The sequence below is a fragment of the Flavobacterium sp. genome (assembly GCF_965657075.1).
Taxonomy (GTDB): Bacteria; Bacteroidota; Bacteroidia; order Flavobacteriales; family Flavobacteriaceae; genus Flavobacterium.
This window is the reverse complement of record NZ_CBFHMV010000010.1, coordinates 52,659-79,138: the sequence shown is the minus strand read 5'-3', so window position 1 is coordinate 79,138 and position 26,480 is coordinate 52,659. Positions and strand designations below refer to the sequence as shown.

Below are 26,480 nucleotides of genomic sequence, written 5' to 3'. Positions count from 1 at the left end.
GGTGTTGAGTTTTATCAACAGATTAATGGGCAAATGTATCCATTGAAAAATGGTGCTTTTAACCCATTATCGATTGCAAAAGTTGACAGCGGTGTATAATCAGTATTCAGTCACAGTTGACAGTATTCAGTAATGGTACTTTTATTAACTAGAACTTATTTCCCTGATGGAACCAATGGTAAACTCGAATACGAAGGTAAATTGATTTGTAATACAATTGAATTGACTTGGAGAATGAACCGAAAGAGAGTTTCCTGTATTCCGGAAGGGAAATATTTTATTAGAAAGCGATATAGTAAGAAATTTAGATGGCATTTAGAAGTGGTAGATGTTGAAAATAGAAGTTTGATTTTATTTCATCCTGCTAATAATGCTATGAAAGAATTAAATGGTTGTATCGCTCCCGTTACTAAGCTTTCTGGACCAGGTTTAGGTTTACTATCAAGAAAAGCTTTTGAGAAGCTTAAAACTTTAGTTTATACAATCTTAGACAGACAAGAAGTTGTTGAATTATTAATTATTTCTAAATTATAAATTATGAAAAAGATATTGAATCGAGTTTCTGCTCCTATACCAAAGTTTTTTAAAGTGCTTCGAACTGTTGGTTTGACTTTGGCTGCTGTTGGTGGAACTATTTTGGCTGCTCCAGTTGCTTTGCCCACAATTGTTATTACTATTGGTGGATATGTTGCAGTAGCTGGTGGAGTTTTGACAGCTGCAAGTCAGTTGACCACAACGAATGACAGCGAATAACCATACTTTAATGGGTACAGCTGGAGGCACATTTTTAAGTATTGTTCCGAATATTCAATCTGAAGATATTGCCAAAACGGTTATCTTAGCTACCGTTGGAGCAATTGTTAGTTTTACAATTTCGTTACTGCTTAAAAGCCTTAACAGGAAGCACAAAAAATAAGTTTAGCCCTAGTTGTGGTGACCTTTGGGTTAAATAAAATGAAGCCTAGTCGTAAGACCAGGCTTTATTTATTTATTTATTGCAATAGCGGTATAAAATTACCCTACGCATATCGTTAATTAGATTGATGTTTTGATGAAATTGATTTTCTTTTTGTTCTAAAATTTTCAAAGCTTCAACATGTTTTACATGCTCTTCATGTTCTGCCATTAATGCTTTAGATTTTGGGAAAAATTCTTTTTTGAAATCAGGTAACCTTAAAAATGGAATTACTGAACCTACTAAATATTGATGCCAAAACTTTGTTTTCCATAGACTATAAGCAATGAAATATACATTTTCTAAATCTTCATCATTTTTAAAGATAATAACAAAGCTGTTTGTAAATGGTTCTTTTTGAGGTTTTCCACTATTTAACCCTTTGTTTAGAATAAATAGATGTGGTTGTGGGTAAAACGTTCCTTTCTGATGGGTTTTAATAATAAAGTTTAGCATGACTTCCGATTTTAAATATTAGCTTCTCTTTTGCTCTTATTTTCATCTGAAATACTGGATTGCTTCGCTACGCTTCGCCCATTAAAATTTTTTCGCCAAATGTTATTTTAAATTGGAAGCGAAGAATATTCATTTCAAAAGAAAAAAAGAAAAAAAAGAAAGCCATTCGTCTAGTGGAGGGTTTCAAAAAAGCAAGTTTTTTTTAAAAAATACTACCACCCTAATTCGTCCTTTGGAAGTCGGAATTTGTTGCTTGGTAGAAAAGTTGTTTTGAGAACGTATGGGTGGTGGAGATTTTTTAAAAAACCCGCAGGGCTTGAACTTGCTTTTTTGTAAACCTGGAACTTACCTTTGCTCTCTTTTTTTTATTTTATTTTTTTGATCACGGAGCAGGATTTTCTTTTGAGGGCGGATTTTTTTGTTACAGAGTTGGGGTCGTCTTGCAAGGGTTTCAAATTTTGGGGCTGGAAAAAAAACAAAAAGTCAATTATAAACGCTTTTGTCCAGAACCGAAATTTGAAACTCTTGCTGCACTGTTTGATTTTTTGGGGTGCGTGGAAGTGTTCAGTATGCACAAATAAGTGTTCAGTTGTTTCGGAGATGTGAAGCACCTCAAAAAACAATGCAAATACTACCGAGTGCGTTGGCAGTAGCGAAAGCAAGTATGTGGTTTTTTTGATTTGTTTGCACTTACTTTCTGATTGCTTTTTTGGGTGCAGATGCTTCACTTGTCATTGAATAGAAAGGCTTGAAGTTTGAATAATTTTCTTAGAAATTCTAAAAACATCAGCAACCGGAAAGCAATTACTACTCCATATTCTGACAAATCAAAAAACCACACTCTTGCTGGGCAATTTTATCTTTTGAGGGTGCTTGAAAGTGTTCAGTATTCAGATTATAGTGTACAGTTGTTTCGTAGATGGGAAGCACCTTCAAAAGATAATGCAAACACTACCGCTTTAAACACACAGCTGATAAAAACAATTGATGGATTTCCTACGAAGTATTAAATTTCTTTTAAAGTATAAACGTTCTTATGAAAACCCGAAGGGTGACCCGCGAAGCCACGTGTTTTTGGTAGCTGGGTGGTGCGAGGAAAGCTGCCAAAAATGTGTGGCTGGAGCGGGGCACTTGAGCGTGGGGAGAGCGGCTTTTTTACATAATGTTATTATAGGGCAATGCACCATCTTGATTTGGAGCACTCTTTTCTTTATTGCCCTATAATGCCACATTATGTAACTAAGCTTGGGAAAAAAATTACTGGCATGAGTTGCGAAGCGTACGTGTTTTTGTTTTGTGCGTTGGGCAAGCTCTTTGCCTTATGGCGTGTAGGGTTTTTGAATTTATGTTTAATTTTCTTGCCATCAGGCAAAGTGCTTGATGTGCTTTGGGACAAAAACCATGACAGTAATTTTTTTTGGAGCGTTGGGAAGGAGTGGCAATTGGAATGTAAATGGTTATTCTTTGTAACACTTTAAAATATTTGATGAAATTTATTCATAGTGACCTAAGAACATATTATCAGTTTTTAAATAGAATAACGGAATTATAAAGTTCTTTTGCTCGTTAAATTGGAATTTTTTAAAATCTGTTATATTAGTCATTGTCTCAATAGGCGGAGGAGAATCGACTGTTAGAAAATATCCAAAAGGATTAAATGTTATTTCAGAATGAGTATTCATTGAACCATTAAAATTATTCCATTGTATCCCATACAATCGTTTATGTATTGAAATCGTATTATATAAATATACTTGATACTTTTCAGGTAGTGAATTGTTATTTTTTTCTAAAATGAAGTTTACTAATTCTTTATCATTTTTGAGAAAATCTGAATGGTCGATAGCTAAAAACATAGTTAGAATTTGCTTCAAAACATTCAAAGGTTTAAAATTAAATTCGATAAGATTAGCTCTGTTTATCTTTTCAACATTATTAAAGTGATTGTATGCTTGACCTACAAATTCAGAGAAATCTCTAGCATACCAAGTTCCTGTATTATTGTTACAACTTTTACAAAAACAATAGGAACCAGAGCCATTATTACTTCTTATTGATTTGCCATAAACATAACTTTTTTCATCAAACAAATGTTCGTGTTTTTGAATTAGTATTGGAGTATCATTGAAAGCCGCTTTCGGTGGAATATGCTCAAATGTAAGCTCTTTTAACTCTCCGCATAAATGGAAATTACCTTTTTTACTTTTCACCGTTAATTAATTATACAGAATTAAAGTTATCTTTTGCCTAATATTTATATTGCTTTATATTATTTCTTCCCTTTTTTCTCTTTCACAAACAATCCAGCAGTATATTTTTCATACAGCTCAAATAAAAACTCCATGCGTTTGGCTTCGCTGGTGAAGACTTGTTTGCTGTAGGCTGCATCCACGGCTTTGTCTAATTCATTGTGGGCTTTTACTAGAGCTGGTGGCATGGTTAACGGATTGTATAAATCTGCTAATGAACTATTAGGAAAAGAAGCTCTAACGTCTAAAACAATTTGTGCTTTTTCTTCTATTGTTTTTATTTGTTTATCAGAAGGATTCTCCGGCCAAGGGTAGTTGTTGTAAACAATATCTTTTGAATATCTAAAACGACTTTCTAATCTACCACAAGTAGTTTTAACCCATGCCATATGCATTGCTGACATTAGTACACCAAAATGAAATAGATTTCCATTTGGAACAGTATGGCAACTATTGTTTGCTATATCGTTTTTCCCGAAAAACCCCATAGGAATATATTTTCTGTTTTCAGAAGTAGTACTTGGTATTAAAATATAAGATTCTGGTTGATTTTTATCACGAAATAATGACGGAGTTAACGAAAATTTTTGCGTTGATGGAGCAATACTATTTAATCTAAACTGTCTTACTAATTCAATACGTTTTAATACTTCTGGTAATTGTTTCAATTCTTTTGGTTCTGCATCTAACAACCATAAACACCAACGTTTTTGTCCATTTAAAAATTCTTGTGCAGAAATAAGTGGAAATATAAATTTATCAGCATTCGGTTCTTTTATCAATAAATTCATTTTCTCGCCATCTGACAAAAGTAAATGACCTCCATCTAAAGGCATATTACCAAAACTCATTTTAGGAACATTACAAATTGGATTAGATTTTTTTTCAATTAGTATATCTTTTGCGTCTACTAGGTATGGATTAATATTTTTTACTTTAAGTTCGTGAGCTTCACCTTTTATATCTTCGTATTCAAATATTCTTTTATTTATAGAATCATAATTTGCGAAACCAACAATAACACAATACACTGCTGCATTACCTTTTGCTTCATTGCTCCATTTAAAAGTTCGATGTGCAAAGTGAATTTTAATTCCATATTTAATTAACATCTGTCCCCATAAAATACTAGTTTGTTCGCCTTGAACAATGGAGTTTGTGGACACAAAAGCTACTTTAATTTTTGTGTTTTGTATATACTTTGCTGCCTTTAAATACCAACCTGTTACATAATCTAAAACTCCACCTCCTTGAATATTTTCAAATTCTTTTACAATTTGATCTCTTTGAAATTGGCTCATAATTTTTGAACCAATGAATGGTGGATTTCCAATAATGTATGAAAGTTGATTTTTAGACACAACCTCTTCCCAGTTTACTTCTAATGCATCACCATGAACAATTTTAGCAGATTTTTTCAAAGGTAAACGTGCAAAGTATTGTCCAAATTCATTGCTAATTTGCATATTCATTTGGTGGTCAATTAACCACATGGCTACTTCGGCAATACGTGCTGGAAATTCTTCGTATTCAATACCGCACATCATGTCTACATCGAGCCAAATGATATCGCTAATGTCTAAAACTCCTTGTCCTGATTTATAGGTAGCTCGTAACACTTCTAATTCTAGCAAACGTAATTCGCGATAAGTAATTACTAAGAAGTTACCACAACCACAAGCAGGGTCTAAGAATTTGAGTTGGCTAATTTTTTTATGGAATTCGGGTAATTTGTTTTTATTTCCTTTGATGCTTTCAAATTCCGCCCACAATTCATCTAAAAACAAGGGTTTAATTAGTTTTAAGATATTGCTTTCACTGGTGTAATGCGCCCCTAAGTTTCTACGTTCTTTTGGATTCATTACACTTTGAAACATGGAACCAAAAATAGCCGGCGAAATTTTACTCCAATCGATGTAACAACAATCTAATAAAGCTTGGCGCATTTTGCTATCAAAACTTGCCATGGGTAAAATTTCTTCAAACAGTTTTCCATTTACATACGGAAAGTCGTTTAATTGCTCGTCTAAGTTTTTGAAACGTTTGTCTTTTGCGGTGTTTAACACCTGAAACAATTCTTGTAATTTAGAAGCTAAATCACTCCCATCTTCAGCAGTCCTATTTTCTATATATTCTTGTAATTGTTGTTTATCAAAAATAGTTGTATCCTCAGCAAACATGCAAAACAAAATTCTAACTAGATAAACTTCTAATGGATGTCCTTCATAACCAATTTCTTCTAAACGGTCATGCAGTTTACCCATTAATTCAGCTGCCTTTATATTGGCTGGATCTTGCTCTTTATAGGTTTTCTTCTGATACCCTAAAAGATACCCGAAGCTTTGAACATTTAAAACTAATTCATCAAGAGTAAACTCTAAAGTAGTTTGTTCTTCGGTATCATATAATCTAAAAATATGGAAATCGCACACCAAAACGTATTTTGGTAGTTCGTTTTGTTTTAAACCGTGTGTGTAATCAATAGCTTGAACAAATGCTTTGTCTAGATTTTTCCCACGACTTTTCATTTCTATTAAAATAGTACCTTTCCAAAGTAAGTCTATATACCCATCAGCATCCGATAATTTTTTTACTCGGTGTTCAAATGTTCCTATTTTTTTTCGAGTAATTCCAAATACATCAAAAAAAGCATCTAAAAATGGTTTAGCATCAGCTTCTTCACTTGTTGTTTCTTTCCATTCCTTAGAAAATTTAACTGCTCTGTCTTTAATTTCGTTCCAACTTAGTGCCATCTAATGTTTGTTTAATTGTAAAGCCATATACCAATGGTAAAAAGCTTCTGGGTTATATTTTATTTATCTGACATAAAATTTTTAATCTTTCTGTTCACTTCTCTTTCCACTTGTTCAAAATCGGGTAAATCTTTGATTTGGTCGTTCATTGATTTTTTCCAACGTGCTTTGTATTGTGGTAATTTTTGTTCTAGTTTGGCATGAAAATCTTCGGGTTTTAACTCTTTACTTGTGCATTTGTTTCGGAACTCATTAGTGAAATATTCTACCTCCATTTTTTCTACTTCTACTAAGTACCAAATGTCGTAGTAGTCTCTTGGTTGTGTGCGTTGCATGGTGCAGCGTAATTTTTCGACTAATAGCTCTTCTAAAGGATAGCATACTAGTTTATAATCCTCTAAATCCGAATAATCTACAATTGCATTTTTTACCACTGGTTCAAACTCTAATTTTTCACTTCTGGAGATGTCTACTTTTACTTTTTTGTTGTTACCAGAGCCACCCAGTGGACCAACATAACCTATATAAAAATTGATGCCTCCATCTTCATGCTCGTTATCATCAATTATTTCTAATGGAATATTGGATTCTTCCTTTATTTCTTCGAAAGTTTCTTTGAACCAATCAAAAATTTGTTCGTTTGTTATTTCATTATTCAACAATGTAAAATCTAAATCTTCTGAGAAACGATAGTCCTCAAAATATACTTTCTTTAATACTGTTCCTCCTTTGAATACCACTATTTTTGAAAGCTGTTCGTGATTTGCTACACCCCACAGTATCCAGGATAAAATGTAATCTTTCTCGATTTGTTGGTCGCGAACCCCAACTTGGTTTGCTTTCTTCTGTATTTCGCCCGGTTTAATCATGTGAACATGGCTGATTTAATGGTTTCTATATCTAAATTTTGTTGAATACTCCAACGGCTATTTCTTTTACCAGTCTTAGGTAATTCGGTATCTAAAACCACATAAGATGCTGTTTTTAGTTTTTGTAGTTCTTGGATTATTTCTGTTTCTATTTCAAAGAGTTCTAAAATATACCCTAGTCTTTTTACCACTGCCTGAGAATCGAATTTTATGGTGTATTCTAAAAGCTTCTTATAATCTAATTTCTCTTTTGTACTATAAATTGCTCTTGCTACCTCTACAATTCCTCCTGCGTAATCCGGTTTGAAAAGGCAATCTATTATTGTTTTTTCTATATCAGAACAGCTTACTTTATTGAAATTATCAATCCATGTTTTCTTTTCTCCAAAAAAGTGACTTTCGTTATGATAGATAAATTGAAAAGTGATGTCTTTGATTTTTATTTCAGATGGCCTGATTTGTTTTGCCACCACAATTTGTTCTTTTAATGATGGTTGTGTTATTAGATTATGGATTTGTAATGCAGAATAATACCCTATGTAATGCTTTGCCTCTTTTACTAAATACTTTACCAATATATGCCAATCGGGCATAAAGGTCTCCGCATTTTCTTCGTAAGGGATAATGTAATACACACCGTCTTTAATACGCATTAATAAGCCTCTTTTGGTCATGTCGCTTAATAATTCTCTAACGGTGCTTTCTTTGGTATCAGGAAACGCTTTTAAAGCTGTTTTAGAATCAAAACACACTTTCCCTTTATCATTGAAGTATGATAAAAGTTCGTTTGACTGTGTTGAGATGTATTTATGCTTCATAGTCTTATTGTCAGGATTAACCTGACTACAATGATACAAAATATAATTATAGGTTGTATCATTTGTTTTAAATTTATTCTTTATAGTAGCATTGTCAGGATAAACCTGATTATTTTACTACGAAACATCATTTTTATTAATAGTATCAATGTAAAACTGTAAATCATACAATTCAATCAACTCCTCTGTGTTGGTTGGTAAACATGCTAATTGCACAAAGTTAATATTCTGATATAATGATTTTTCTCCCAATAGGTCTTGCATGATGATGTAGATTGCTTGGTTCCAAGTTTTGGTATCGCAATGGATGTTGTAGTTTTTTAAATACACTATGATGTTGAGTTTTTTTGTTTTTTCGTCGTAAGCGAGTGGCAAAAATTTTATTTCGCTAGTTTTTATAGTTATTTCTTGAAATACATACGGCTCGTCTAAACCATCGATGATTTTTTCAATATGTACTGTAGGTTGAATAAATGCTGTGAATTTCCAATGTTTGAGTACTGGAGCGTGTTTTATTAATTCGGTTACCCGTGTAAAATATTCTGGATTTCCGTTTGCCGTAATGATTAGTTCGGTTTTTTCGGTTGGCTTTTTGGGGAATATAATCATGTAATCGAGTTCTTTGCTATAGAAACCTAAACGGTGTTTTATCCAATGGCTGATTTGCTTTTGCGATTTTGGTGTTTCGTTGATGAAGTTTTTTATGGTTTGGTTGTTGTCTTGGAACCAGTTCCAGAAGGTATTTATTTTTCTCATAGTTTGTTTTATTTAACCGCAAAGAGCACAAAGTTTTCGCAATGTTCGCAAAGCAGTTTGATGTTGTTTTTTAGCGTTTGTCTTGGGTAGTTTTATCGAATGCGATGAGGTTTAACATGGCTCGTAATCTTGAGCGAACTCGGTTGCCGTACATAGTTTCGATTTCTGAGGCTGATAGGTTGGTAGTGATGTGTGTTATAACTTTTCTTGAGATGAATAGATCATATCTTGAGAGAATTATTTCTGCCATCACATTGCATTCATTTCCATAATATTTTAAATTGCTTTCTACTCCTAAATCGTCAAAGCAATAATTTTTGTATTCGGATTGAGAGTAACTACCACGGCTGTATCGATGTATGATTTCGTAGCCTTCTTTTATGAATTCAAAACTTATATCGCGACATGTTCTCATAAAGAATTTATTTTCTTTTTGGGTTATGTATTTCATTATTGTCATTAATGAGGTTTTACCCGAGCCTACCGGTCCAGAAAGAAGAATTCCTTTTGATAGATCAATACCAAATCGACTTGTTGTTCTCTCATCTTTTAAAAAATAAGCTATCAGTTTTGTAATGTTTTCCATATCGTCATCGATGAAATGAAAATTTGGGCCATACTCTTGTTTGGCTTTTGTCTCTAACCATGTTAGGATTTCTGGATAGTTGTATTGTGAGCCCATTAAACTAGTGATTAGTAATTAGTGAAAAGTGATTAGCTGATTGCTTCGTTCCTCGCAATGACTAAAGTGGTTCTGCATAATTTTTGTCTTCTACAACTTGTAAATGTTTCGCTTTTGGTTGTTCTTTAACTTGATTATTTTGAGGATGATTTATTGTGAATTTTGCGGTATTTAGCATCCAATTCCGAGCTGCTGCATTCCAATCTATCATTTTTGTTTTACCACCAATAAGCCAACCGTTGCTAGTGTAGTAATTATAAAATCGTTCGGCTTCAAATTCTGAATACTCTTCTTGTTTGAAATATTCTTTGACTTGTTCGATTGATGGATTTTCTATTTCTCTTTTTTTCGCGGAACTTTTTTTCTCTTTTTTTTCAACTTCTAAAAATTCACCTTCATTAAAAATTTTAAAATTGGTGTCTATAGATATGTTTTTATTGTTTTTAGATGTTTTGTTATTGTTATATATATTGGGTTCATTGACTTGTTCAGTAACATTACTATTAGCTTGGTTATTTATTGGTATGGTTTGGACAATAATTGAACTGGTTTGACTTTTAAAAACCGCTTTTCTATCTGATAAATCATGTAGAATTACTTCAGAACCTGAATACGGATTATATGAAGGTAGATAATCAATAAATCCCATGTTTTGCAATTCTTTTATGCATTTGTGATAAGTAGCTTTGGAAGCTATGCGACTGGTTTTCATCATTTCATCACGAGAAATAGAGATTGGATTTTTGAACCGATTAATATTCCAACTCTGAAATAATGCTATATACAAACTTATATGTGTTGGATAAATGGTTTCTTCAGATGCTATGCGAATGAAGAAACCGGTTAGGTGTTTTATGTAATTCATTGCTGAAGTATTAAGATTGGAGTATTAAGTATTAAGACAAGAACCTGTCCTTCGTCAAGCTCTGGATTTAAGTTCAGGTTGACAAAGCACATTTATTTGAAAAGTGTAGGCAAGGCATTTACTTTATTGCCGTGAAGGAGCTTTTGAATGTCTGTATTGTCATAATACATAATCCCACCAACTTTGGTGTAAGTTAGTGTTCCATTGATACGGAGGTTTTGTAAAGTACTTGAAGAAATGTTTAACAGTTTACGGACTTCATTAGATTTGAGCCACTGTTTTGTTTGTTGTGGTTTGGATTGAATGATTTCTTTTAAATCATCCAAAAGAAGACTACGGAATTCGTTTAAATCTTCGATAGTAATAATTTGTACTGCCATAACTGATGTTTTAGATTGTTATGGTACAAAATTGTGGCGTTTGATTTATTTTCTTTCACAACGGGGTTCATGTTGTGAACGATTTTTATTTAAAGTACCTCATCTGAATTGTTCATCCTAGTCAATAATTTTTCATTTAAAGTTGTTATAAACTTTGTTCTATCATTCTTACGGGCTTTAATTTCAAGGAATGTTCTACGATATTGCCCTAAATCAATTTCAAAAATATGCTCAAAATATTCAGCAATATCTTTAAGGTCTGCAGCACCATTATTAAAAGCTCCTTCAGTATGTAATGCAAAAAGAAGTTCAGTTAACGCTACTTTTGAGCCTGTCCACATCATTTTTATGTTCGGTTGGCGTTGTGATTTTTCAGTAGTTCCTTTATTTTCAATCATAATTAGTTTATTTTCAAGATATAATTGAATTAAGTCATTAGCTAATATTTTTGCTACTTTATAATCATGAGAAGTTGAAAAATTAGTATCTGTTTCAAAATAATAGCTACTTAATGCTAATTTCACATCAAACTTCCCTCTTAGAAAATATTTGTAATCCAAATAATTATTTCCAGAGCGAAAATATTTGTAAAATTCTAATTCATTATCAAAAAATGATTTAAGTTTTATAAGTTCATTATTGTAATATTTTTTTAAAATACGATTGCCTCCATTTGGCTTTTTCATTTCAATTTTAAGGATTGAATTGTAATAAATAATCTTTGATGTAAATTGGGGTTTAATTTCCTTAAAAAAATATATTTCTTCATCTTGACTTTTGAATTGGCTTTTAATAACTACATTTTTTAAATTCTCTTTAGCTTTTAAAGTTATCTCAATAGCCTTTTCACAACGCTTAATTTCATTGTCTATTTCAAGATCAATGAAATTAAGTTGTTCATTTAGGTCTGTTTGTAGATTTATTATTTTTTGATTCAAAGTCTTAAAATATTTAAGGATATAGTTTTAATAATTTGATGAGTTCCTAATCGAATAAATATTTATATTTTATAAAGTTCCTTTACTTCATTCAGAATTTTTACTATTCTATCAGATGTAATCTGCATTTTTTCTAATACAATTTTATTTTCATAAAGTTCTTTAACTAAAATTATATCTTTAGAAATAAGAGTTGTTTTTTCGTCTTTTGAAAGATTTATTAAAGTAGTAATTGGATAAAGATCAAATGAATCAATATTGTCTTTAATTCCGTTATTTAACGGATAATCCCAACTAAGTAAAGTTAAACCAACGCATTTCGCATAATTTATTGCATCAATAGTAAACCTGGTATTAGTAACCAACCAGCCTTGTTTGAGATGTGTAGTGTTTTTAGAATTAGTATTCCACTGTTTTTGGATGTCTAAAAATCTTGAATTAATGTATAAAGGAATTTTTACATTACTAACTGCATTAGCGTCAGAATGAAATTTGCATTCAATTGCATAAACGCTTCCTTCTTTTTCAGCTAAAACATCTATTTCGTGGGTAACGCATTCGCCATTTAAAATTACACTGACCGAGGTTTTAAATCCTTTTTCTCTCAATAATGCTGCAACTAATCTTTCAAAAGGATAACCTGTTGGACCTAAATCAAAAATGGCACGTTTTAGACTATATCGAGAAGCAGATGTTCTGTTTGATTTTTTTAAATAAGCAAACACTTTTTTATATATTTCAATTGAAGAAATACCATCATAAATTTCAGTTTGTATTTTTGAAATAATGTTTTCAATTTCTTCTTCAGATGCACCACTACGTAGTAGTGAATGTTCTAATTTTTGAGTTGAAAATGGTTCAACATCAAAAGAATTCTTTTTAATAAAAATTGGTTTTTGTTTCATAATTAAAATATTAAAAACGTAAAGTTTCTGTCATTATACCAAATCTTATTGAGCTGATTTGATGTTGAAAATAAATATTATAATAATCCATACCATGATAGAATTGAACAAAAAATCCAATATCTTCTAAGAATTTTGGGTGATAATAGAGAATTAGACTTGCATTTAATCTTTTGGCGTCAAAATAGTTCCAATTATTAAAATTATCTAACATTATTGTCGTTTCAGCTTTAATTGAGAAGTTTGCTCTTTGTTTTTCGTTTGGAAGTGGATTTGTTTTCATAGGAAGTTTATAAGCTAAAAAGGTATTGTGCCATCGCAATCCACTATATTGACCTTGAAGTTCTTCTAACATCCAACTCTTTGGGTGGATTTCAAATGAGCTTTTTATAAATTTGAAAGCTTTCAAGTTTTGACTATATGATGATTGTAAAAATCCTAATTCTAAATAATTTGTTGCAAAATTTCCGGATTGTAAATTGACTTTTCCATCATCTGTATAAAAATTACCATCTTGACCATTAGAGTGATGTGCAATTTTACCAAATAAAGTTAATTTATTGGCTGCATCTTTATGTCCTGTTAAAAAATAGAACGCAATTTGAGGTATATAACTTGGTGTTTTTACAGGATATGAATATTCATCAAACATTCTTATAATAATTTGAGAAGTTAACACTGCCATTAATCTTGAATCTTTACGTTCTCTGATCTTAAAATTAGGACTAACATTTGCCTCAAACATTAAAGGTTCTAAATTCCCAATATCAAAGGGAAAAGTAACATAACTTTCTCCTTGATTTACTTGTGTAATTTTATCTAAAGATAGAATTGCTGTTGTATCTACTTTAGTTTGAGCTGAAGTTATGGTCGTTATTACAATAATAAAAACTAATACTATATTCTTTTTCATATTTTATTGCTAATTCGTCTATATTTTCAGATATTTTACAAGAAAGAAAATAATATTTTTCTACATTTTAGTATTAATTAAAAAGACATAGACAAGAATTGTTTTATTTTTCTAAAAACCACCATTTTGGTTTATATTGTTTATTTACTAACCCAAATTTTTTGATTGCATGCGTTTCAAGATGTGTAATTAAATCAGGAATAGAATCAGTTACAAAAAGGAGCTTCATATCTTCTGGACTGATGCTTTCATTTTCAAGCATAATTTTAATATGATGACAAAGTTCTTTATGATAATCTGAATCAAAAATAATTATCGGAAAGTTTTTAATTACTTTAGTTTGTATCAATGTAAGTGCTTCAAATAATTCATCTAAAGTACCAACTCCACCTGGCATCACTACAAAGGCATACGAATATTTTATCAAAACAACTTTACGAACAAAAAAATAAGGAATATCTATCCATTTATGTAAATATGGATTTGGTTTTTGTTCTCTTGGCAATACAATATTGCAACCAACAGAATAACCATCATTTTCAAATGCTCCTTTATTTGCGGCTTCCATTATTCCTGGTCCGCCACCTGTCATTATTGTAAAACCTAATTTAGAAATTTCTGCACCAATTTTTTCAGCATTTTTATAATGTTCTGATTCTGGTGTAAACCGAGCCGAACCAAAAATAGTTACACATGGACCAAGGAAATGTAATTTTCTAAATGCTCTTATAAAATTAATTTGAACCCTAAATGTGAACATTAGCTCTTTAAATCTCGATAGTGGACCTCGAAAGAATAAAGATTCATTCGTAACTAATTTATTACCATTCATTTTTAATACCTTTTAAAAACTTAAACTTCTAATTTGATTTTTTATAACTCCAAACCGCCATGCCGTTTACAAATACTGCAAATCCGGTAACAATTAATAGGTTTGGCAATACTTCATAAAATCCGGATCCTTTTAGTAGAACCATTCTTATGAACTCTACAAAGTATCGAATAGGGTTTAACAATGTTAAGCTTTGTGCCCATTTTGGCATACTTTCGATAGGTGTAAATAAACCACTCATTAATATGAAAATTACCATAAAAAACCAGGCAATAAACATGGCTTGTTGTTGGGTTTCGGTATGATTAGATATGTACAGTCCGAAACCTAAAATTAAAAGTAAATACACCGATGTGAAGCCATAAACAAGGAAAATATTACCTAACATAGGAACATTAAAAACAACTTTGGATATTACTAAACCCACCGTTAAAATCACTAATCCAAGCACCCAAAACGGAAATAATTTTCCAATAATAAACTGGTATTTTTTTATGGGTGTTACATTTATTTGTTCTAATGTGCCCAATTCTTTTTCTCTAACTATATTCATTGATGACAGAAATAAAGTAAGCATGGTAACCAATAAAACCAAAATACCAGGCACCATAAAAGTTTTATAATTTAAAGTATTGTTGTACCAAAAAGAGGGAATAACCATTATGTTTTGGGGGACTTCTTTATTTTCAGAGAAGTATTTTGACTGCATTTGAATGTTTTGATTGTAGGAGTTTAGTATCTGTGTTACATATACATTTTCAACGCCAGCCGTTGCGGCATCAATGGCATTAATACTTACTGAAATGCTCGCTTTTTGGTCTTTTTGCAGGTCACGATTGAAGTGAACAGGAATATTTACAATAATATCGGTTTTCCCTTTTTGCATTTCTTCGACAGCTTCTTTTTCAGAAAAATGAGGTGCTGTAACTTTAAAATAGGTTGAGGCTTTAAAAGCATTTATTAAATCTCTTGATTCCCGACTTTGGTCATTGTCAACAAAGGTTATTGCAATATTTTTAACATCGAATGTAGCTGCATTTGACAAAATTAATAATTGCAAAATGGGTAATATAAATATAAGTTGAAGCATGCTTTTATCTCTAAAAATTTGCTTGAATTCTTTTTGTATGATGAATAATATTGTTTTCATATGTAAATATTATTTGTTTTTTGGTGCATATGTATCGCTTTTTTCATTGGTGTTTGCTTGCGCAAACTTTTGTTAATGGCGATTTCATAATTTATTTTTATATCCCAATGATTGTTTTTAAACCTTTACAGTGATACTATTCTTATTCTAGTCTAATTTTATATTTTTTGATGCTCAATGTTATAAAAAACACAGTCATCCCTATTAATATAAGGGTTTCTTTCCATATATATTGAATTCCGACACCTTTGAGCATAATGGCTTTTACAATAATAATGAACCATTTTGCAGGTATGATGTTACTGATTACTTGCATGGGTAAAGGCATACTATTTATAGGAAATATAAATCCTGATAGAATAATTACTGGTAGCATCAAACCCATTAATGATAACATCATTGCGGTTTGTTGAGAATTAGAAACGGTAGAAATTAATATCCCCAATGAAAGAGCAGAAATGATAAATAATATACTTTCAAAAGCTAACAAAAAGATGCTTCCATTTATAGGCATTTTGAACACAAAATAGCCTAATGTTAATATTACGATTGCATTAATAATGGAAAGAAAAATATAAGGAAATACTTTTCCAATAATTACTTGAAATGGTTTTAATGGAGAAACTAAAAGAATTTCCATAGTGCCTAATTCTTTTTCTCGTGTGATAGAAATAGAGGTCATCATAGCTGAAACAAGCATTAGAATAACGGTCATTACACCTGGAACAAAATTAAAAACACTTTTGAGTTCAGGATTATAAAACATTCTCGATTGTACTTCAACCTTTACCTGATTACTATTGGATTGTTTTTTTTGCGATTGATAATTTTGTATAATTGCTGAGGTATAATTTGCTATTGTGTTGGCAACATTAGGTTCGGTCGCATCGGTAATTGCTTGAACTACTGCTACTTTTTTGGTTTCGAGATTTTTACTAAAATTTGGTTCGAAAATAAGAACTGCCTTGATTTTTCCTTTTTTAAATTCTGATTCTATGTCGCTTTCTTTTTCAATTTGGTTTGCCACATTAAAATAGGGTGATGCTTTTATTTTATAGATAATTTTTTGTGTTTCTATATCATTTGATTGGTCTAAAATGGCAATGTCAACATTGTTAATTTCATTTGTTATGGCAAAACCAAACAATAAAATTTGGGCAATCGGCATACCAAACAGAATAAACAAAGAACGTTTATCTCTGAAAATATGGTAGAATTCTTTTTTTACAAATCCGATAAATCTTTTCATAATTGTCATTGCGAGGAACGAAGCAATCTTCTCCTCTTTTTTAATTATTTATTCAATATTCCGCGCTAATTTTAAAAACACATCATTCATAGAATCTACTTTGAATTGTTCTTTCAAATTTTTTGGGGTGTCTAAAGCTTCAATAGAGCCGTCAACCATAATAGAAACACGGTCGCAATATTCTGCTTCATCCATGTAATGTGTGGTTACAAAAATGGTAGTACCTTTATAAGCTTGTGTATAAATCATTTCCCAAAATTGTCTTCGGGTTATTGGGTCAACGCCTCCTGTTGGCTCATCGAGAAAAACAATTTTTGGCTCGTGCAGTAATGCAACTGAAAACGACAATTTTTGTTTCCAACCCAATGGTAACGAACCTACTAAATTATTGGCTACTTCTTGAAGTTCTAATTCTTCTATTAATTGTGCGATTTTTTGTTTGATTTCTATTCTTGATAATCCATAAATTCCACCAAAAAAAGTAATGTTTTCTTTAATAGTTAAATCATCATACATTGAGAATTTTTGGCTCATATAACCAATACTTTTTTTTACCATATCGGCTTGTGAGTGAACATCAAAACCTGCAACATTGGCTTCACCTGAAGTAGGATTTGAAATTCCAATCAACATTTTCATAGCTGTTGTTTTCCCTGCTCCATTGGCTCCTAAAAAACCAAAAATTTCTCCTTTATAAACATCAAATGAAATGCCTTTTACAGCAGTAAAATGGCCAAACTCTTTCGTTAAATTTTTTACAGATATTATTTTTTCTCTTTCCATTTTTTTGTTTATAAGTCCATGAAAACATCTTCAATGGTTATTGTAGCAGGTTTAATAATTATATCCGTATGATTTTTATTTTTCAAATAGGTTTGTAAATCGTTTGGATTGAAAGTTGCATTTTTATCTATGTAATGTACAAACTCACCAAAAGCATAAACACTGTATTGATTAGGATAATTTTTTAAATCGTGAATCAATCCGTGTGTGTTTTTTGCTTGTACATCATAAATTACTTTTTCGTAGTTGTTAATGATATTTTGAGGTGTATCTATTTTTAAAATTTTGCCTTTTTGAATTAATGCAATTCTATCGCAAAGAGAAGCTTCATCCATATAGGGTGTTGAAACTAATATTGTAATGCCTTTTTGTTGCAATCTTTTTAGCATTATCCAAAATTCTTTTCGAGAAACGGGATCAACTCCTGTAGTTGGTTCGTCAAGAAATAATACTTTTGGAGCATGAATTAACGCACAACATAATGCTAATTTTTGTTTCATTCCGCCCGAAAGAGCACCTGCTCTTCTGTCTTTGAATGGTTCAATTTGAATGTATATGTCTTTAATTAAATCATAATTTTCCTCAATTGTGGTTCCGAAAATAGTGGCAAAAAAATGTAAGTTTTCTTCAACAGTTAAATCTTGATATAGCGAGAATTTTCCTGGCATATAGCCAACAGAGTTTCTGATTTCTTTGAGTTGTTTGACTACATCATATCCAGCGACTTCTGCACTTCCTTCATTAGCAACTAAAAGCGTAGTTAGTATTCTGAAAATAGTTGTTTTCCCTGCACCATCAGGTCCAATTAAACCAAATAATTCTCCGTCATTTACCTTAAAAGTAATGCTATCGACAGCTTTTAACTTTTTGTAAGATTTTGATATGTTGTTTACTGCAATACTCATTATTTCATCAATAAGAAATTACTTTCATCGATTGCTTTTACAGCGTGTTTTACATTTTCTTCAATCATTACATAAGTGCCAGAATTGAGATTAATGACTGTTCCTTTTTCATTTGTAAAAACAGCATTTCCTGAAATGCAAACCAACAATGCTGGTATTTTTGAAATGTGCTCTTTAAGTGTTTCTCCTTTTGCTATTTGCAATGAAATTACTTTAGCGTCTTTTGGTTCAAATAATAATTGTGTTTGAACTGGTTTATTTTCGGTATGTAAGTTTTTTAAAATCATTTGAAATATTGATTAAATGTTAGGAACGAATTTTGAATTTCTGTAAACTGATTTGCTGATTTTTCTTCAGAAAACGAATCGACTAACTCTATATATGGAACTAACCATTTGTGAAGTTCGTCATGAGCTTTTCCTTTCATGGTACAATTTGATGTTAGTATATCAATATTTGTCTTTAATTTATCCGCTAATAATGAATAATTAGTGTCTTTTTCTTGGTCAAAATGGTCTACATCTTTTTCCATATTACGAATGTGTAGCATCATATTATCATCTACCTTCCATTTTTTACCATTGTTCAATTGAATTGTTTCGCTTTCAGAATGTTGGTGTTCTTCAGTTTTAATTTCAGTAGTTTTTTCTTCTTTTGATTTCGTGTTACAAGAGAAAAGGAGTAATATAACTGTGGCTAAAAAGGCAATTTTTATTTTTAACATTTCTTGTATTTTTTTTAATTATTATTTAATCCACATTTCTGCTGGCATCCCGATTTTTAGACTACCGTCATTTTTTACTTTTACCTTTACGGCATAAACGAGATTTACTCGTTCTTCTTTTGTTTGAATAATTTTAGGAGTAAACTCTGCCGAAGATGCAATCCATGAAATGGTTCCTGGATATGATTTCATATCTTTTTCAGCATCAATTTTTACCGATACATTTTGTCCAACTTTTATTTTTGACAACTGTGTTTCGCTTACATAGATTCGCAAAGTCATTTCAGAAACATCAGCTATCTTGTATAGTGGTTTTCCAAATGCTGATATTTCGCCTGGTTCTGCATACTTAGTCAAAACAGTTCCATTAATAGGATTAATAATTTTACTTTTTGCTATTTGATCATTGATTCTAGCAATTTGTACATCTATCGATTTTAAGTCATTTAAAATAGGTGCATTTTGAGTTCCGACACTTTTTATTTGCTCTTCGATAACTTTTACCTTTCCTTCAATTTCATCTACTTGTCGTTTAGTTGCAGCATTTTCAGCATACATATTACGGATTCGGTTTTTCTCTAATTTAGCTGTTTTTAATTGTTCATTTAAGACGCTTTTTTGTGATATTATATTTGCGGATTTTGACGACACGGTGCTTTTAGAGGCAATTAATTGTTGTTTCGCAAAATGTAATTGTAATGTATCAACTAATCCTACTTGTAATTGAGATTTTAATTCATCTCCTTCTTCGACTTTTAAAAACTCTATTTTACCGTTAGCTTCTGAAGAAATAGTTATTTCAGTTGCTTCAAAGTTCCCATAACCGTCAGCTTTGTCGTTATTTTTGTTACAAGAAATTAACCCTATCGTTGCTAAAATTATTATGCTTATTTTTTTCATTTTTTTAAATTTTTCGGGTACTATTTTATTTTCCTTTAATTATTTCGTAATTTGATTTAGCTGCTGCTAATTGAACTTCATGCATCTTTAAAGTGTTTTTTGCTTCAAATAAATTGGTTAATTCTATAAGATATTCAGACGATGTTATCACACCATTTTTTAATTGGGCATCTGAGGATTTAATAACTTTTTCACGTATTTGAATTATTTCGGTATCAGAAAGCAGCAGTTGTTCTAATTTTTTAATTTCAAAATCTTGCTCTTCTAATTGTATTTTGTTATTTAATTCAAATGTTTCTTTCTCAGATGTCACTATTTCTTTAGATATATCCAATGCTTTTTTATCTGTTTTGGTTTTGCCCCAATCAAAAATATTCCAATTCGCTTTTAGGCCAACAACATAAAATGTTTGAAAAGAATTGTCTAACATGTTTAATCCGGGATTACCATAACCCGCTTGACCAAAAGCATTTATTTTTGGAAGATTTGATTTAGATAGAACATTTTTTGAGAACTCTAATTGCTGATTTTGTAAATCATAAAAAGCAATTTCAGGTCTTGTTAAATTAGTGCTATTTGGATATGATACTGGTTGTATTAAAGTTGTTTCGGTATCAATATCAGAAAAAGTTAATTCAGAAAGATTATTTAATAATTTGATGTTTTCGAATTTAATTTCTATTAATTGCTGGTCTATTTTAATAATTTCTGCTTCTAAAACCAGTTCTGATGACGGAAGAATTGCTCCAAATTTGACTCCCGATTTCACTTCCTTAACTTTGGAAATTAATAACTCTTTTTTTGAAGATAGTAGTGCTTTTTTTTCTTGAAGTAACAAAATAGAAAAGAAATATTGACTGATTCGAGTTTTTATTTGGTATAAACTAACTTCTATTAGTTGTTGTTGTGTTTTGGTTTGTGCCTCTTTTAATTTTGCATTTGCATCAATTATTCCACCATTGTACACTAATTGATTTACATCTAAAGTTGCTCTATATTGATCTTTATTTAAAGATTGAACCCCTGGAAGTGAAGTAGGTAATCCAATCACATCAGATTGATAAGTTGCTTGTGCGTTTACATCGATTTTTGGTAATTTTCCTTTGCTTAATGCGTCAATTTCATAACTTGATTTCTGTTCTAATAAACCTGTTTGTTTTGATAAAGGATAATTTTTTGTAGCTAATGAGTAACAATCTTCCAAGGTTAAAGTCTGTTGTGCATTTGCATATATTGATATAAACAATACTATCAGTATGATTAACTTAGTTTTCATAATTTATATTTTTATTGAATTAATGATAAACTCAGCCACTTCCGTTTTTCTATTTTCTAGTATTTTATTGTAGCTTTCTTTATCCACATTAACAAGCGCCATCAATAGCGGTTCTCCGATAAAAGGAAAAATATTTAAAGAGATAATATTGATAAATAACTGTTCGGCTTCGATTGGTTTAATAATTCCATGATTTATAGCATCACTTACTTGAAGTTTAAATTTTTCAATGGAAGGAAAATTTTTTTCAGAGCGAAGCTTTTGAACAAATTCTGGGTTTTTATTTAATTCTTGTACTACAAAATTTGGTAAATAGGGATGTTTGATTACAAACGAGACATAATTTTCAGTAAATTTTCTTATTTTTTCAAATAAATCGCTATCATCATTTAGCACTTTATTTAATTGTGGTGCTAAAAGCGAAAAAGCACTTTTGAAAACAGCTTCAAATAATAATTGTTTGCTCCTATAATAATAATGCAATAATGCTTTATTAATTTTTGCTTTATCTGCTATTTCTTGCATTCTTGCACCTGCCATTCCTTTTTGCTGAAAGATTTCTTTTGCTGCTATTAATATTTCAGTTTCAGTATTTTCAGTTTTAATTTTATCCATATTGTTTAATTATATAGTTTAACTATTTGGTTAACAAATTTACTAAAATAAAATTACTAAAATAGTATTTATGCTTTTTTTAACAAATAATAAAGTCTTAATAGCTTTAAATAGCCTTGATTACTAGAAATTTTTAGTTTGTGACTGAAGATTTTTTCAATATATTATTGTCTAAAATTGAAAATTTATCTTTTAAAATCTTCATATCATCACTAACTTTCCTATCCAATACTTTTGCATAATGTTGTGTAGTTCTTAAATTTTTATGCCCAAGCATTTTGCTCACGCTTTCAATTGGAACGCCATTGGTAAGCGTTACCGTAGTAGCAAAAGTATGTCGAGCAATATGAAAGGTTAATTCTTTTTCAATTTCACAAACTCCAGCTATTTCTTTTAAATACGCATTCATCTTTTGGTTCGATAGGATAGGTAGTAGTTTATACTCGTTATTACATTGTGGATGATTTTCGTATTTATCTATTATCATTTGTGTAACTGGTAGGATTGGAATTTTGGAAGCACTTTCGGTTTTCTGTCTGTGAGTGAATATCCATTTCTCGCCATCGATTCCGTAGCTTATATGTGATTTTGTTAAGTTTTTGACATCTATGTAAGCCAAACCAGTAAAGCAGCTAAAAAGGAATATATCGCGAACTAGTGATAGTCTTTCTGTTTTGAAGTCTTTTCCTATCATAGATTGAATTTCTTCTTCAGTAAGATAAACTCTTTCAACTTCCTTGACTTTTGATTTATAGTTAGCAAATGGGTTTTTATCTAACCAGTCATTGGCCAAACATAGCTTGATAATTTTATTGAAGTTCTTGATGTATTTTACAGCTGTGTTATTCGCACAATTTCTTACGCTTCTTAGCCAAAACTCATAATCGGTTATAAAAGCATGATCAATTTTTGTAATATCGATATCGGAAACATTGTATTTCCACTGCATGAATTCAATAGTATGCTTGAGTGAAGTAGTGTAGCGTTCTAATGTTCCTGGAGCGTATTCTTTTCCAACAAGCTCTTTTATTTTGTTGTTGTGGTCTTTGAAGATAGGGACTAACATTCTTTGTCTTTCTTCAGTACCAAGTAGTTTGCTTTTGAAGTTTTCAATAGATAGAGTCTGGTTCCGATGAATTAGTTCCATTTGTGCATCTAATACTTTTGATTTCATCAAATCAAGGTAGCTATTGATTGAACGTGCTTCTTCTGTAGTACCTTTCATTTTGGATAACTCATTAGACCATTTTGATTTTTCTACAAATTTTTTGGTACTAAATTCTAAACGTTTTCCATCAACTGTTAATCTTACATAAATGGGAAGTAGTCCGTTTGCATTGGCTTTTGTGCTTTTGGCATAAAAGTGAAGAGTGATTTTTGTTTTCATTGTGGTGACCAATTAATTATTACTCAAGTTAAATTTAAATTTTACAACAAACAAGATGTTTGATAAATGAACAAGCTATTGAACAAGTCATTAAACTGCCTATTTGCAATGCTTTCGAGAATTTAGCGAGACCCTAATTTTTGAATTTTATAGGGTCTCGATTTTATCTCGATTAGTATAAGATTGAATGAATAATTTGGTATGTCTGCAAAAGAAAAAACCCTGTAAATCATAAGATTTACAGGGTTTTGATACCATTTAGGATTTTTTCAGCGGAGAAAGAGGAACAAACACCCACTTTATTTATACATAACTCACTTTATTAAAACCTTTGTAAAACCCTATAAAATAAGGGTTTTTGTTGTTTTTGCAGTTAAATAAAATTAAGTAAATTATATAAAAAAATAGTCAATGTGGGGATATTGTGGGGATAATTTTGTATCTTTAAACCATTGAAAAACATAATACTTCCGTACCAATGGCAACAATTAACTACTTAATTAAAGGCGAAAAAAATACAACAAATATTTTATTGCGTTTCAAAAATGGCAGAAAATGTGATTTAACAGCAACAACAGATTTAAAAGTAGAACCTAAAAGATGGAGTGCAGCTAAACAAAAAGTAAAGCTAACTGCTGATGATACTTCTAAAGATGATATTAATAACAAACTTTCAGAGCTTGAAAAATTTATATTTGATGAGTTTAATTCTGATAATAGTAAAGGCGAGTTTATAGATAAGCACTGGTTAAGAAAAAAGATTGCAAAGTTTTTTAATAGACCTGTTGACGAAACCGCTATTGATGAAGTATTTTTTATTCCGTTTATGGAAACTTTTATTAAAAATGCTCCAACAAGGATAATAAAGGGCAAAAATAAGGCGATAGCAAAAGGAACTATCACAAAGTATAATACAACTCAAAGAAAGCTAGAAGAGTACGAGAAACGCTTTAAAACGAAGCTAAAATTTACTGATTTAGATTTGACCTTTTACGATAGGTTTGTAAACTTCTTATCACAAGAACAAAAGATAAATTTAGGTACTATTGGAAATTATATTGGTACATTAAAAACCATTGCCAGAGATGCAAAATTAAAAGGCTTACCGGTACATGCACACATCGAGCATCCTAACTTTTTTGTTCCTAAAATTACAGCTGATAGTATTTATTTGAATGATGATGAAATTAATAAAATATTCAATCACGACTTTAAAGGAGTTGAAAGATTAGAAAACACAAGAGATTTATTTATTATTGGATTACGCACAGGGTTGAGAATATCTGATTTTTTAAGATTGAAAGATACTAATATCAAAAACGGATATATTGAAATTGAAACACAAAAAACAGGGCAAACAGTTACTATTCCACTTCACAAGCAAGTAAAAGCAATTTTGGAAAAAAGAAACGGATTTCCGAGAACTATTTCAGACCAGAAGTTTAACGAGCATGTAAAAGATTTATGCGAGGTTGCAGGTTTTACAGAAAAAGTACAAGGCTCTAAAATCAATAAAGATACAAAGCGTAAAGAAGACGGTGTATATTATAAATGGGAATTAGTTACATCACACATTTGTAGAAGAAGTTTTGCTACAAACTTATATGGCAAACTAGATAATTTAACTATTATGGGAATTACAGGACATCAAACAGAAACCCAATTTTTAAAATACATTAAAATTACTAATACTGAGAAAGCCGAAAAACTAAAAGACTACTGGAACAAGCAAAATGAAGAGCAAGAAATTGAAGAGAAAAAGTTGAAAGTAGTTAAGTAAGATAAATTTTAATATATTTAGACCTTACTTTTTGTACTATGGTTAGAGAATATTTAGATAAATACTGCGAGCTTCTTAATAGACAAATTTGGGAGGGTTTCTCGGCTTATTCAATTTTGGTTGATTTAAAACATTATTTACCACAATTAAAATCAGAAATCCTTTTGAACTGTTTAAATTATGAAACTGATAAGAAAGTAGAGTTTTTGAATTATGTAGCAAATGAAATAAAAACATATACTCAAAAAATCAATTTTGATGAAAAAGACTTAAATAAATGGCTTACAGCTTATAATATAACTTTAGATAAAGTTGTAAATGGCAATATAGGTAAAGAGCCTATTTACATTGCATTAGAGGGTAATAGTAAAAAAAGTGAGGCATTAGATAATGGTTTTGATAATCATGATTTATTTATGATTCAAAATGATTTTATGCAGTATTTCGGAAAATTATTCGCTACAGAAGTAATAAAATTTTGCAATGAAAACAAGCCAATACCAACTCCAATAGTGAAAGAAAGCACCAATATTAATAAGCCATTTAAAGATGAATATCTAAAGGTTTTTTGCAAGGAAATTAGCAATGAAAGAGCAATAAAAGAAACTTGCTTTAGTTTGATTTATGAAACTATTACTCATTACGTGCCATATTTTGAAAATGAAATATTAGAAAATTTATTATTACTAAGTACAGATAAAAAAGATGATTATTTAAATTTTGCTATTGATACTATTAAGAAAACAGAATTTTCGCATTACGATGAAAAAATAATTGAAAAATGGTTGAAAAAATATAATTCTACAGTAGAAGAATTTCCAAATTTCAAAAATGAAGATTTAATACATTGGCTTAAAAGATATTATAATGGATATGCTGATAGTCCAAATGATTATGAATACATTTTTGATATACAATCAGATTTCTATTATTATGCTGCTGGATTAGAAGCTCAAAAAATGATTTCATTTTTAGAAAGTAAAAAAAGTACAGCTTCAAAAAATATTGAAAATCAAACAGAAACAACCGATAAAATAAAATGGATTGGCAAACCTTCCCAACTTGGTTTTATAATCGGAAAACTAACTGAACTTGGATATATTGACGCTCCAAAAAGAATTAATAGAGATATTAATTACACTCAATTTGCTAAACAAGTAAAAAATACTTTTGATGTTGATACAACAGAAAGTACATTATCTAAATACTTAAATTTAGAAAGCGAAAAAGGACAAGAAACCGATAGAAAATTCAACGAAAACGGTTTTAATATACCTAGTATTATTGAAGTAAGCTAACACCGTTCGAGTACCTTTCGGTACGTTTGCTCTACCATACCT

Annotated in this window: 28 protein-coding genes; 5 read left to right on the top strand and 23 right to left on the bottom strand. The window is 30.5% G+C overall.

The window, feature by feature from the left end; all coding sequences use genetic code 11:
• The first annotated feature begins 132 nt into the window (after positions 1 to 132).
• The 3 genes from ACTF56_RS07940 to ACTF56_RS07930 are packed head-to-tail and all read left to right on the top strand — an operon-like array spanning position 133 to position 916.
• A complete protein-coding gene (locus ACTF56_RS07940; protein WP_105045914.1) occupies positions 133 to 534 on the top strand; it encodes a DUF5675 family protein in 402 nt (133 codons plus the stop codon).
• Between the two features lie 3 nt (positions 535 to 537).
• On the top strand, positions 538 to 753 hold the full coding sequence (locus ACTF56_RS07935; protein ID WP_026726274.1) for a hypothetical protein: 216 nt from the start codon (positions 538 to 540) through the stop codon (positions 751 to 753).
• On the top strand, positions 740 to 916 hold the full coding sequence (locus ACTF56_RS07930) for a hypothetical protein (RefSeq protein ID WP_162833738.1): 177 nt from the start codon (positions 740 to 742) through the stop codon (positions 914 to 916). Before ACTF56_RS07935 ends, ACTF56_RS07930 begins: the two co-directional genes overlap by 14 nt.
• 72 nt (positions 917 to 988) lie before the next feature.
• On the opposite strand, the gene ACTF56_RS07925 is transcribed toward ACTF56_RS07930, so the two are convergent.
• The 23 genes from ACTF56_RS07925 to ACTF56_RS07815 form a co-directional block, all read right to left on the bottom strand.
• A complete protein-coding gene (locus ACTF56_RS07925; protein ID WP_105045915.1) occupies positions 989 to 1,411 on the bottom strand; it encodes a DUF6943 family protein in 423 nt (140 codons plus the stop codon).
• Between the two features lie 1,493 nt (positions 1,412 to 2,904).
• Positions 2,905 to 3,621 carry a hypothetical protein gene (locus ACTF56_RS07920; protein ID WP_438966364.1) on the bottom strand — a complete coding sequence of 239 codons (717 nt, stop codon included), beginning with the start codon at positions 3,619 to 3,621 and terminating at the stop codon, positions 2,905 to 2,907.
• A 59-nt stretch (positions 3,622 to 3,680) separates the two neighbouring features.
• Positions 3,681 to 6,413: a class I SAM-dependent DNA methyltransferase gene (locus ACTF56_RS07915; RefSeq protein ID WP_438966363.1), complete on the bottom strand. Its 2,733-nt coding sequence runs from the start codon at positions 6,411 to 6,413 to the stop codon at positions 3,681 to 3,683.
• A 59-nt stretch (positions 6,414 to 6,472) separates the two neighbouring features.
• Positions 6,473 to 7,282 (bottom strand): nucleotidyl transferase AbiEii/AbiGii toxin family protein, encoded by an 810-nt coding sequence (locus ACTF56_RS07910; RefSeq protein WP_438966362.1) that lies wholly within the window; start codon positions 7,280 to 7,282, stop codon positions 6,473 to 6,475.
• The gene (locus tag ACTF56_RS07905; protein ID WP_438966361.1) at positions 7,279 to 8,100 is read right to left on the bottom strand and encodes a type IV toxin-antitoxin system AbiEi family antitoxin domain-containing protein; all 822 of its coding nucleotides are present in this window, start codon (positions 8,098 to 8,100) and stop codon (positions 7,279 to 7,281) included. The genes ACTF56_RS07910 and ACTF56_RS07905 overlap by 4 nt, the downstream gene beginning before the upstream one ends.
• A gap of 117 nt (positions 8,101 to 8,217) precedes the next feature.
• Positions 8,218 to 8,856, bottom strand: a complete 639-nt coding sequence (locus ACTF56_RS07900) for a hypothetical protein (protein WP_438966360.1) — start codon at positions 8,854 to 8,856, stop codon at positions 8,218 to 8,220.
• Between the two features lie 70 nt (positions 8,857 to 8,926).
• Complete coding sequence (locus tag ACTF56_RS07895; RefSeq protein WP_227141881.1) at positions 8,927 to 9,538, bottom strand: ATPase; 612 nt, start codon at positions 9,536 to 9,538, stop codon at positions 8,927 to 8,929.
• A 61-nt stretch (positions 9,539 to 9,599) separates the two neighbouring features.
• On the bottom strand, positions 9,600 to 10,403 hold the full coding sequence (locus tag ACTF56_RS07890; protein WP_438966359.1) for a transcriptional regulator: 804 nt from the start codon (positions 10,401 to 10,403) through the stop codon (positions 9,600 to 9,602).
• Positions 10,404 to 10,495: 92 nt separating this feature from the next.
• Positions 10,496 to 10,783: a helix-turn-helix domain-containing protein gene (locus tag ACTF56_RS07885; RefSeq protein ID WP_438966358.1), complete on the bottom strand. Its 288-nt coding sequence runs from the start codon at positions 10,781 to 10,783 to the stop codon at positions 10,496 to 10,498.
• An 89-nt stretch (positions 10,784 to 10,872) separates the two neighbouring features.
• Positions 10,873 to 11,721 (bottom strand): RteC domain-containing protein, encoded by an 849-nt coding sequence (locus tag ACTF56_RS07880; protein WP_438966357.1) that lies wholly within the window; start codon positions 11,719 to 11,721, stop codon positions 10,873 to 10,875.
• A 62-nt stretch (positions 11,722 to 11,783) separates the two neighbouring features.
• Complete coding sequence (locus ACTF56_RS07875) at positions 11,784 to 12,626, bottom strand: restriction endonuclease (RefSeq protein ID WP_105045932.1); 843 nt, start codon at positions 12,624 to 12,626, stop codon at positions 11,784 to 11,786.
• 10 nt (positions 12,627 to 12,636) lie between these two features.
• Entirely contained in the window at positions 12,637 to 13,539 is a 903-nt protein-coding gene (locus ACTF56_RS07870; protein ID WP_105045933.1) for a hypothetical protein, read from the bottom strand.
• Positions 13,540 to 13,642: 103 nt separating this feature from the next.
• The gene (locus ACTF56_RS07865) at positions 13,643 to 14,371 is read right to left on the bottom strand and encodes a TIGR00730 family Rossman fold protein (RefSeq protein WP_105045934.1); all 729 of its coding nucleotides are present in this window, start codon (positions 14,369 to 14,371) and stop codon (positions 13,643 to 13,645) included.
• Positions 14,372 to 14,399: 28 nt separating this feature from the next.
• On the bottom strand, positions 14,400 to 15,521 hold the full coding sequence (locus tag ACTF56_RS07860) for an ABC transporter permease (protein ID WP_438966356.1): 1,122 nt from the start codon (positions 15,519 to 15,521) through the stop codon (positions 14,400 to 14,402).
• A gap of 142 nt (positions 15,522 to 15,663) precedes the next feature.
• Positions 15,664 to 16,770, bottom strand: a complete 1,107-nt coding sequence (locus tag ACTF56_RS07855; protein WP_227141574.1) for an ABC transporter permease — start codon at positions 16,768 to 16,770, stop codon at positions 15,664 to 15,666.
• Positions 16,771 to 16,818: 48 nt separating this feature from the next.
• Complete coding sequence (locus ACTF56_RS07850) at positions 16,819 to 17,553, bottom strand: ABC transporter ATP-binding protein (RefSeq protein WP_438966355.1); 735 nt, start codon at positions 17,551 to 17,553, stop codon at positions 16,819 to 16,821.
• An 8-nt stretch (positions 17,554 to 17,561) separates the two neighbouring features.
• A complete protein-coding gene (locus tag ACTF56_RS07845; RefSeq protein ID WP_211290310.1) occupies positions 17,562 to 18,458 on the bottom strand; it encodes an ABC transporter ATP-binding protein in 897 nt (298 codons plus the stop codon).
• Complete coding sequence (locus ACTF56_RS07840; protein ID WP_105045938.1) at positions 18,458 to 18,745, bottom strand: hypothetical protein; 288 nt, start codon at positions 18,743 to 18,745, stop codon at positions 18,458 to 18,460. Before ACTF56_RS07840 ends, ACTF56_RS07845 begins: the two co-directional genes overlap by 1 nt.
• Entirely contained in the window at positions 18,742 to 19,182 is a 441-nt protein-coding gene (locus ACTF56_RS07835; RefSeq protein ID WP_438966354.1) for a hypothetical protein, read from the bottom strand. The genes ACTF56_RS07840 and ACTF56_RS07835 overlap by 4 nt, the downstream gene beginning before the upstream one ends.
• Positions 19,183 to 19,203: 21 nt before the next feature.
• Positions 19,204 to 20,082, bottom strand: coding sequence for an HlyD family secretion protein (locus ACTF56_RS07830; RefSeq protein WP_438966353.1), 879 nt, complete (start codon positions 20,080 to 20,082; stop codon positions 19,204 to 19,206).
• Between the two features lie 25 nt (positions 20,083 to 20,107).
• Positions 20,108 to 21,358, bottom strand: coding sequence for a TolC family protein (locus ACTF56_RS07825; RefSeq protein ID WP_227141570.1), 1,251 nt, complete (start codon positions 21,356 to 21,358; stop codon positions 20,108 to 20,110).
• Between the two features lie 3 nt (positions 21,359 to 21,361).
• Positions 21,362 to 21,973 carry a TetR/AcrR family transcriptional regulator gene (locus ACTF56_RS07820; protein ID WP_227141569.1) on the bottom strand — a complete coding sequence of 204 codons (612 nt, stop codon included), beginning with the start codon at positions 21,971 to 21,973 and terminating at the stop codon, positions 21,362 to 21,364.
• 133 nt (positions 21,974 to 22,106) lie between these two features.
• The gene (locus ACTF56_RS07815; RefSeq protein WP_227141568.1) at positions 22,107 to 23,360 is read right to left on the bottom strand and encodes a site-specific integrase; all 1,254 of its coding nucleotides are present in this window, start codon (positions 23,358 to 23,360) and stop codon (positions 22,107 to 22,109) included.
• A 478-nt stretch (positions 23,361 to 23,838) separates the two neighbouring features.
• Between ACTF56_RS07815 and ACTF56_RS07810 the strand changes: the two genes are divergently transcribed.
• Together ACTF56_RS07810 and ACTF56_RS07805 are read left to right on the top strand one after the other, a co-directional pair.
• On the top strand, positions 23,839 to 25,140 hold the full coding sequence (locus ACTF56_RS07810; RefSeq protein ID WP_438966352.1) for a phage integrase SAM-like domain-containing protein: 1,302 nt from the start codon (positions 23,839 to 23,841) through the stop codon (positions 25,138 to 25,140).
• A gap of 38 nt (positions 25,141 to 25,178) precedes the next feature.
• Complete coding sequence (locus ACTF56_RS07805) at positions 25,179 to 26,438, top strand: hypothetical protein (protein ID WP_438966351.1); 1,260 nt, start codon at positions 25,179 to 25,181, stop codon at positions 26,436 to 26,438.
• The last annotated feature ends 42 nt before the right edge of the window (positions 26,439 to 26,480 follow it).

What these genes read in the sequence shown, in the direction of transcription:
- ACTF56_RS07940 (WP_105045914.1), top strand. Translation starts at nt 133, where the DNA reads ATGGTACTTTTATTAACTAGAACTTATTTCCCTGATGGAACCAATGGT.
- ACTF56_RS07935 (WP_026726274.1), top strand. Translation starts at nt 538, where the DNA reads ATGAAAAAGATATTGAATCGAGTTTCTGCTCCTATACCAAAGTTTTTT.
- ACTF56_RS07930 (WP_162833738.1), top strand. Translation starts at nt 740, where the DNA reads ATGACAGCGAATAACCATACTTTAATGGGTACAGCTGGAGGCACATTT.
- ACTF56_RS07925 (WP_105045915.1), bottom strand. Translation starts at nt 1,411, where the DNA reads ATGCTAAACTTTATTATTAAAACCCATCAGAAAGGAACGTTTTACCCA.
- ACTF56_RS07915 (WP_438966363.1), bottom strand. Translation starts at nt 6,413, where the DNA reads ATGGCACTAAGTTGGAACGAAATTAAAGACAGAGCAGTTAAATTTTCT.
- ACTF56_RS07910 (WP_438966362.1), bottom strand. Translation starts at nt 7,282, where the DNA reads ATGATTAAACCGGGCGAAATACAGAAGAAAGCAAACCAAGTTGGGGTT.
- ACTF56_RS07905 (WP_438966361.1), bottom strand. Translation starts at nt 8,100, where the DNA reads ATGAAGCATAAATACATCTCAACACAGTCAAACGAACTTTTATCATAC.
- ACTF56_RS07900 (WP_438966360.1), bottom strand. Translation starts at nt 8,856, where the DNA reads ATGAGAAAAATAAATACCTTCTGGAACTGGTTCCAAGACAACAACCAA.
- ACTF56_RS07895 (WP_227141881.1), bottom strand. Translation starts at nt 9,538, where the DNA reads ATGGGCTCACAATACAACTATCCAGAAATCCTAACATGGTTAGAGACA.
- ACTF56_RS07890 (WP_438966359.1), bottom strand. Translation starts at nt 10,403, where the DNA reads ATGAATTACATAAAACACCTAACCGGTTTCTTCATTCGCATAGCATCT.
- ACTF56_RS07885 (WP_438966358.1), bottom strand. Translation starts at nt 10,783, where the DNA reads ATGGCAGTACAAATTATTACTATCGAAGATTTAAACGAATTCCGTAGT.
- ACTF56_RS07875 (WP_105045932.1), bottom strand. Translation starts at nt 12,626, where the DNA reads ATGAAACAAAAACCAATTTTTATTAAAAAGAATTCTTTTGATGTTGAA.
- ACTF56_RS07870 (WP_105045933.1), bottom strand. Translation starts at nt 13,539, where the DNA reads ATGAAAAAGAATATAGTATTAGTTTTTATTATTGTAATAACGACCATA.
- ACTF56_RS07865 (WP_105045934.1), bottom strand. Translation starts at nt 14,371, where the DNA reads ATGAATGGTAATAAATTAGTTACGAATGAATCTTTATTCTTTCGAGGT.
- ACTF56_RS07860 (WP_438966356.1), bottom strand. Translation starts at nt 15,521, where the DNA reads ATGAAAACAATATTATTCATCATACAAAAAGAATTCAAGCAAATTTTT.
- ACTF56_RS07855 (WP_227141574.1), bottom strand. Translation starts at nt 16,770, where the DNA reads ATGAAAAGATTTATCGGATTTGTAAAAAAAGAATTCTACCATATTTTC.
- ACTF56_RS07850 (WP_438966355.1), bottom strand. Translation starts at nt 17,553, where the DNA reads ATGGAAAGAGAAAAAATAATATCTGTAAAAAATTTAACGAAAGAGTTT.
- ACTF56_RS07845 (WP_211290310.1), bottom strand. Translation starts at nt 18,458, where the DNA reads ATGAGTATTGCAGTAAACAACATATCAAAATCTTACAAAAAGTTAAAA.
- ACTF56_RS07840 (WP_105045938.1), bottom strand. Translation starts at nt 18,745, where the DNA reads ATGATTTTAAAAAACTTACATACCGAAAATAAACCAGTTCAAACACAA.
- ACTF56_RS07835 (WP_438966354.1), bottom strand. Translation starts at nt 19,182, where the DNA reads ATGTTAAAAATAAAAATTGCCTTTTTAGCCACAGTTATATTACTCCTT.
- ACTF56_RS07830 (WP_438966353.1), bottom strand. Translation starts at nt 20,082, where the DNA reads ATGAAAAAAATAAGCATAATAATTTTAGCAACGATAGGGTTAATTTCT.
- ACTF56_RS07825 (WP_227141570.1), bottom strand. Translation starts at nt 21,358, where the DNA reads ATGAAAACTAAGTTAATCATACTGATAGTATTGTTTATATCAATATAT.
- ACTF56_RS07820 (WP_227141569.1), bottom strand. Translation starts at nt 21,973, where the DNA reads ATGGATAAAATTAAAACTGAAAATACTGAAACTGAAATATTAATAGCA.
- ACTF56_RS07815 (WP_227141568.1), bottom strand. Translation starts at nt 23,360, where the DNA reads ATGAAAACAAAAATCACTCTTCACTTTTATGCCAAAAGCACAAAAGCC.
- ACTF56_RS07810 (WP_438966352.1), top strand. Translation starts at nt 23,839, where the DNA reads ATGGCAACAATTAACTACTTAATTAAAGGCGAAAAAAATACAACAAAT.
- ACTF56_RS07805 (WP_438966351.1), top strand. Translation starts at nt 25,179, where the DNA reads ATGGTTAGAGAATATTTAGATAAATACTGCGAGCTTCTTAATAGACAA.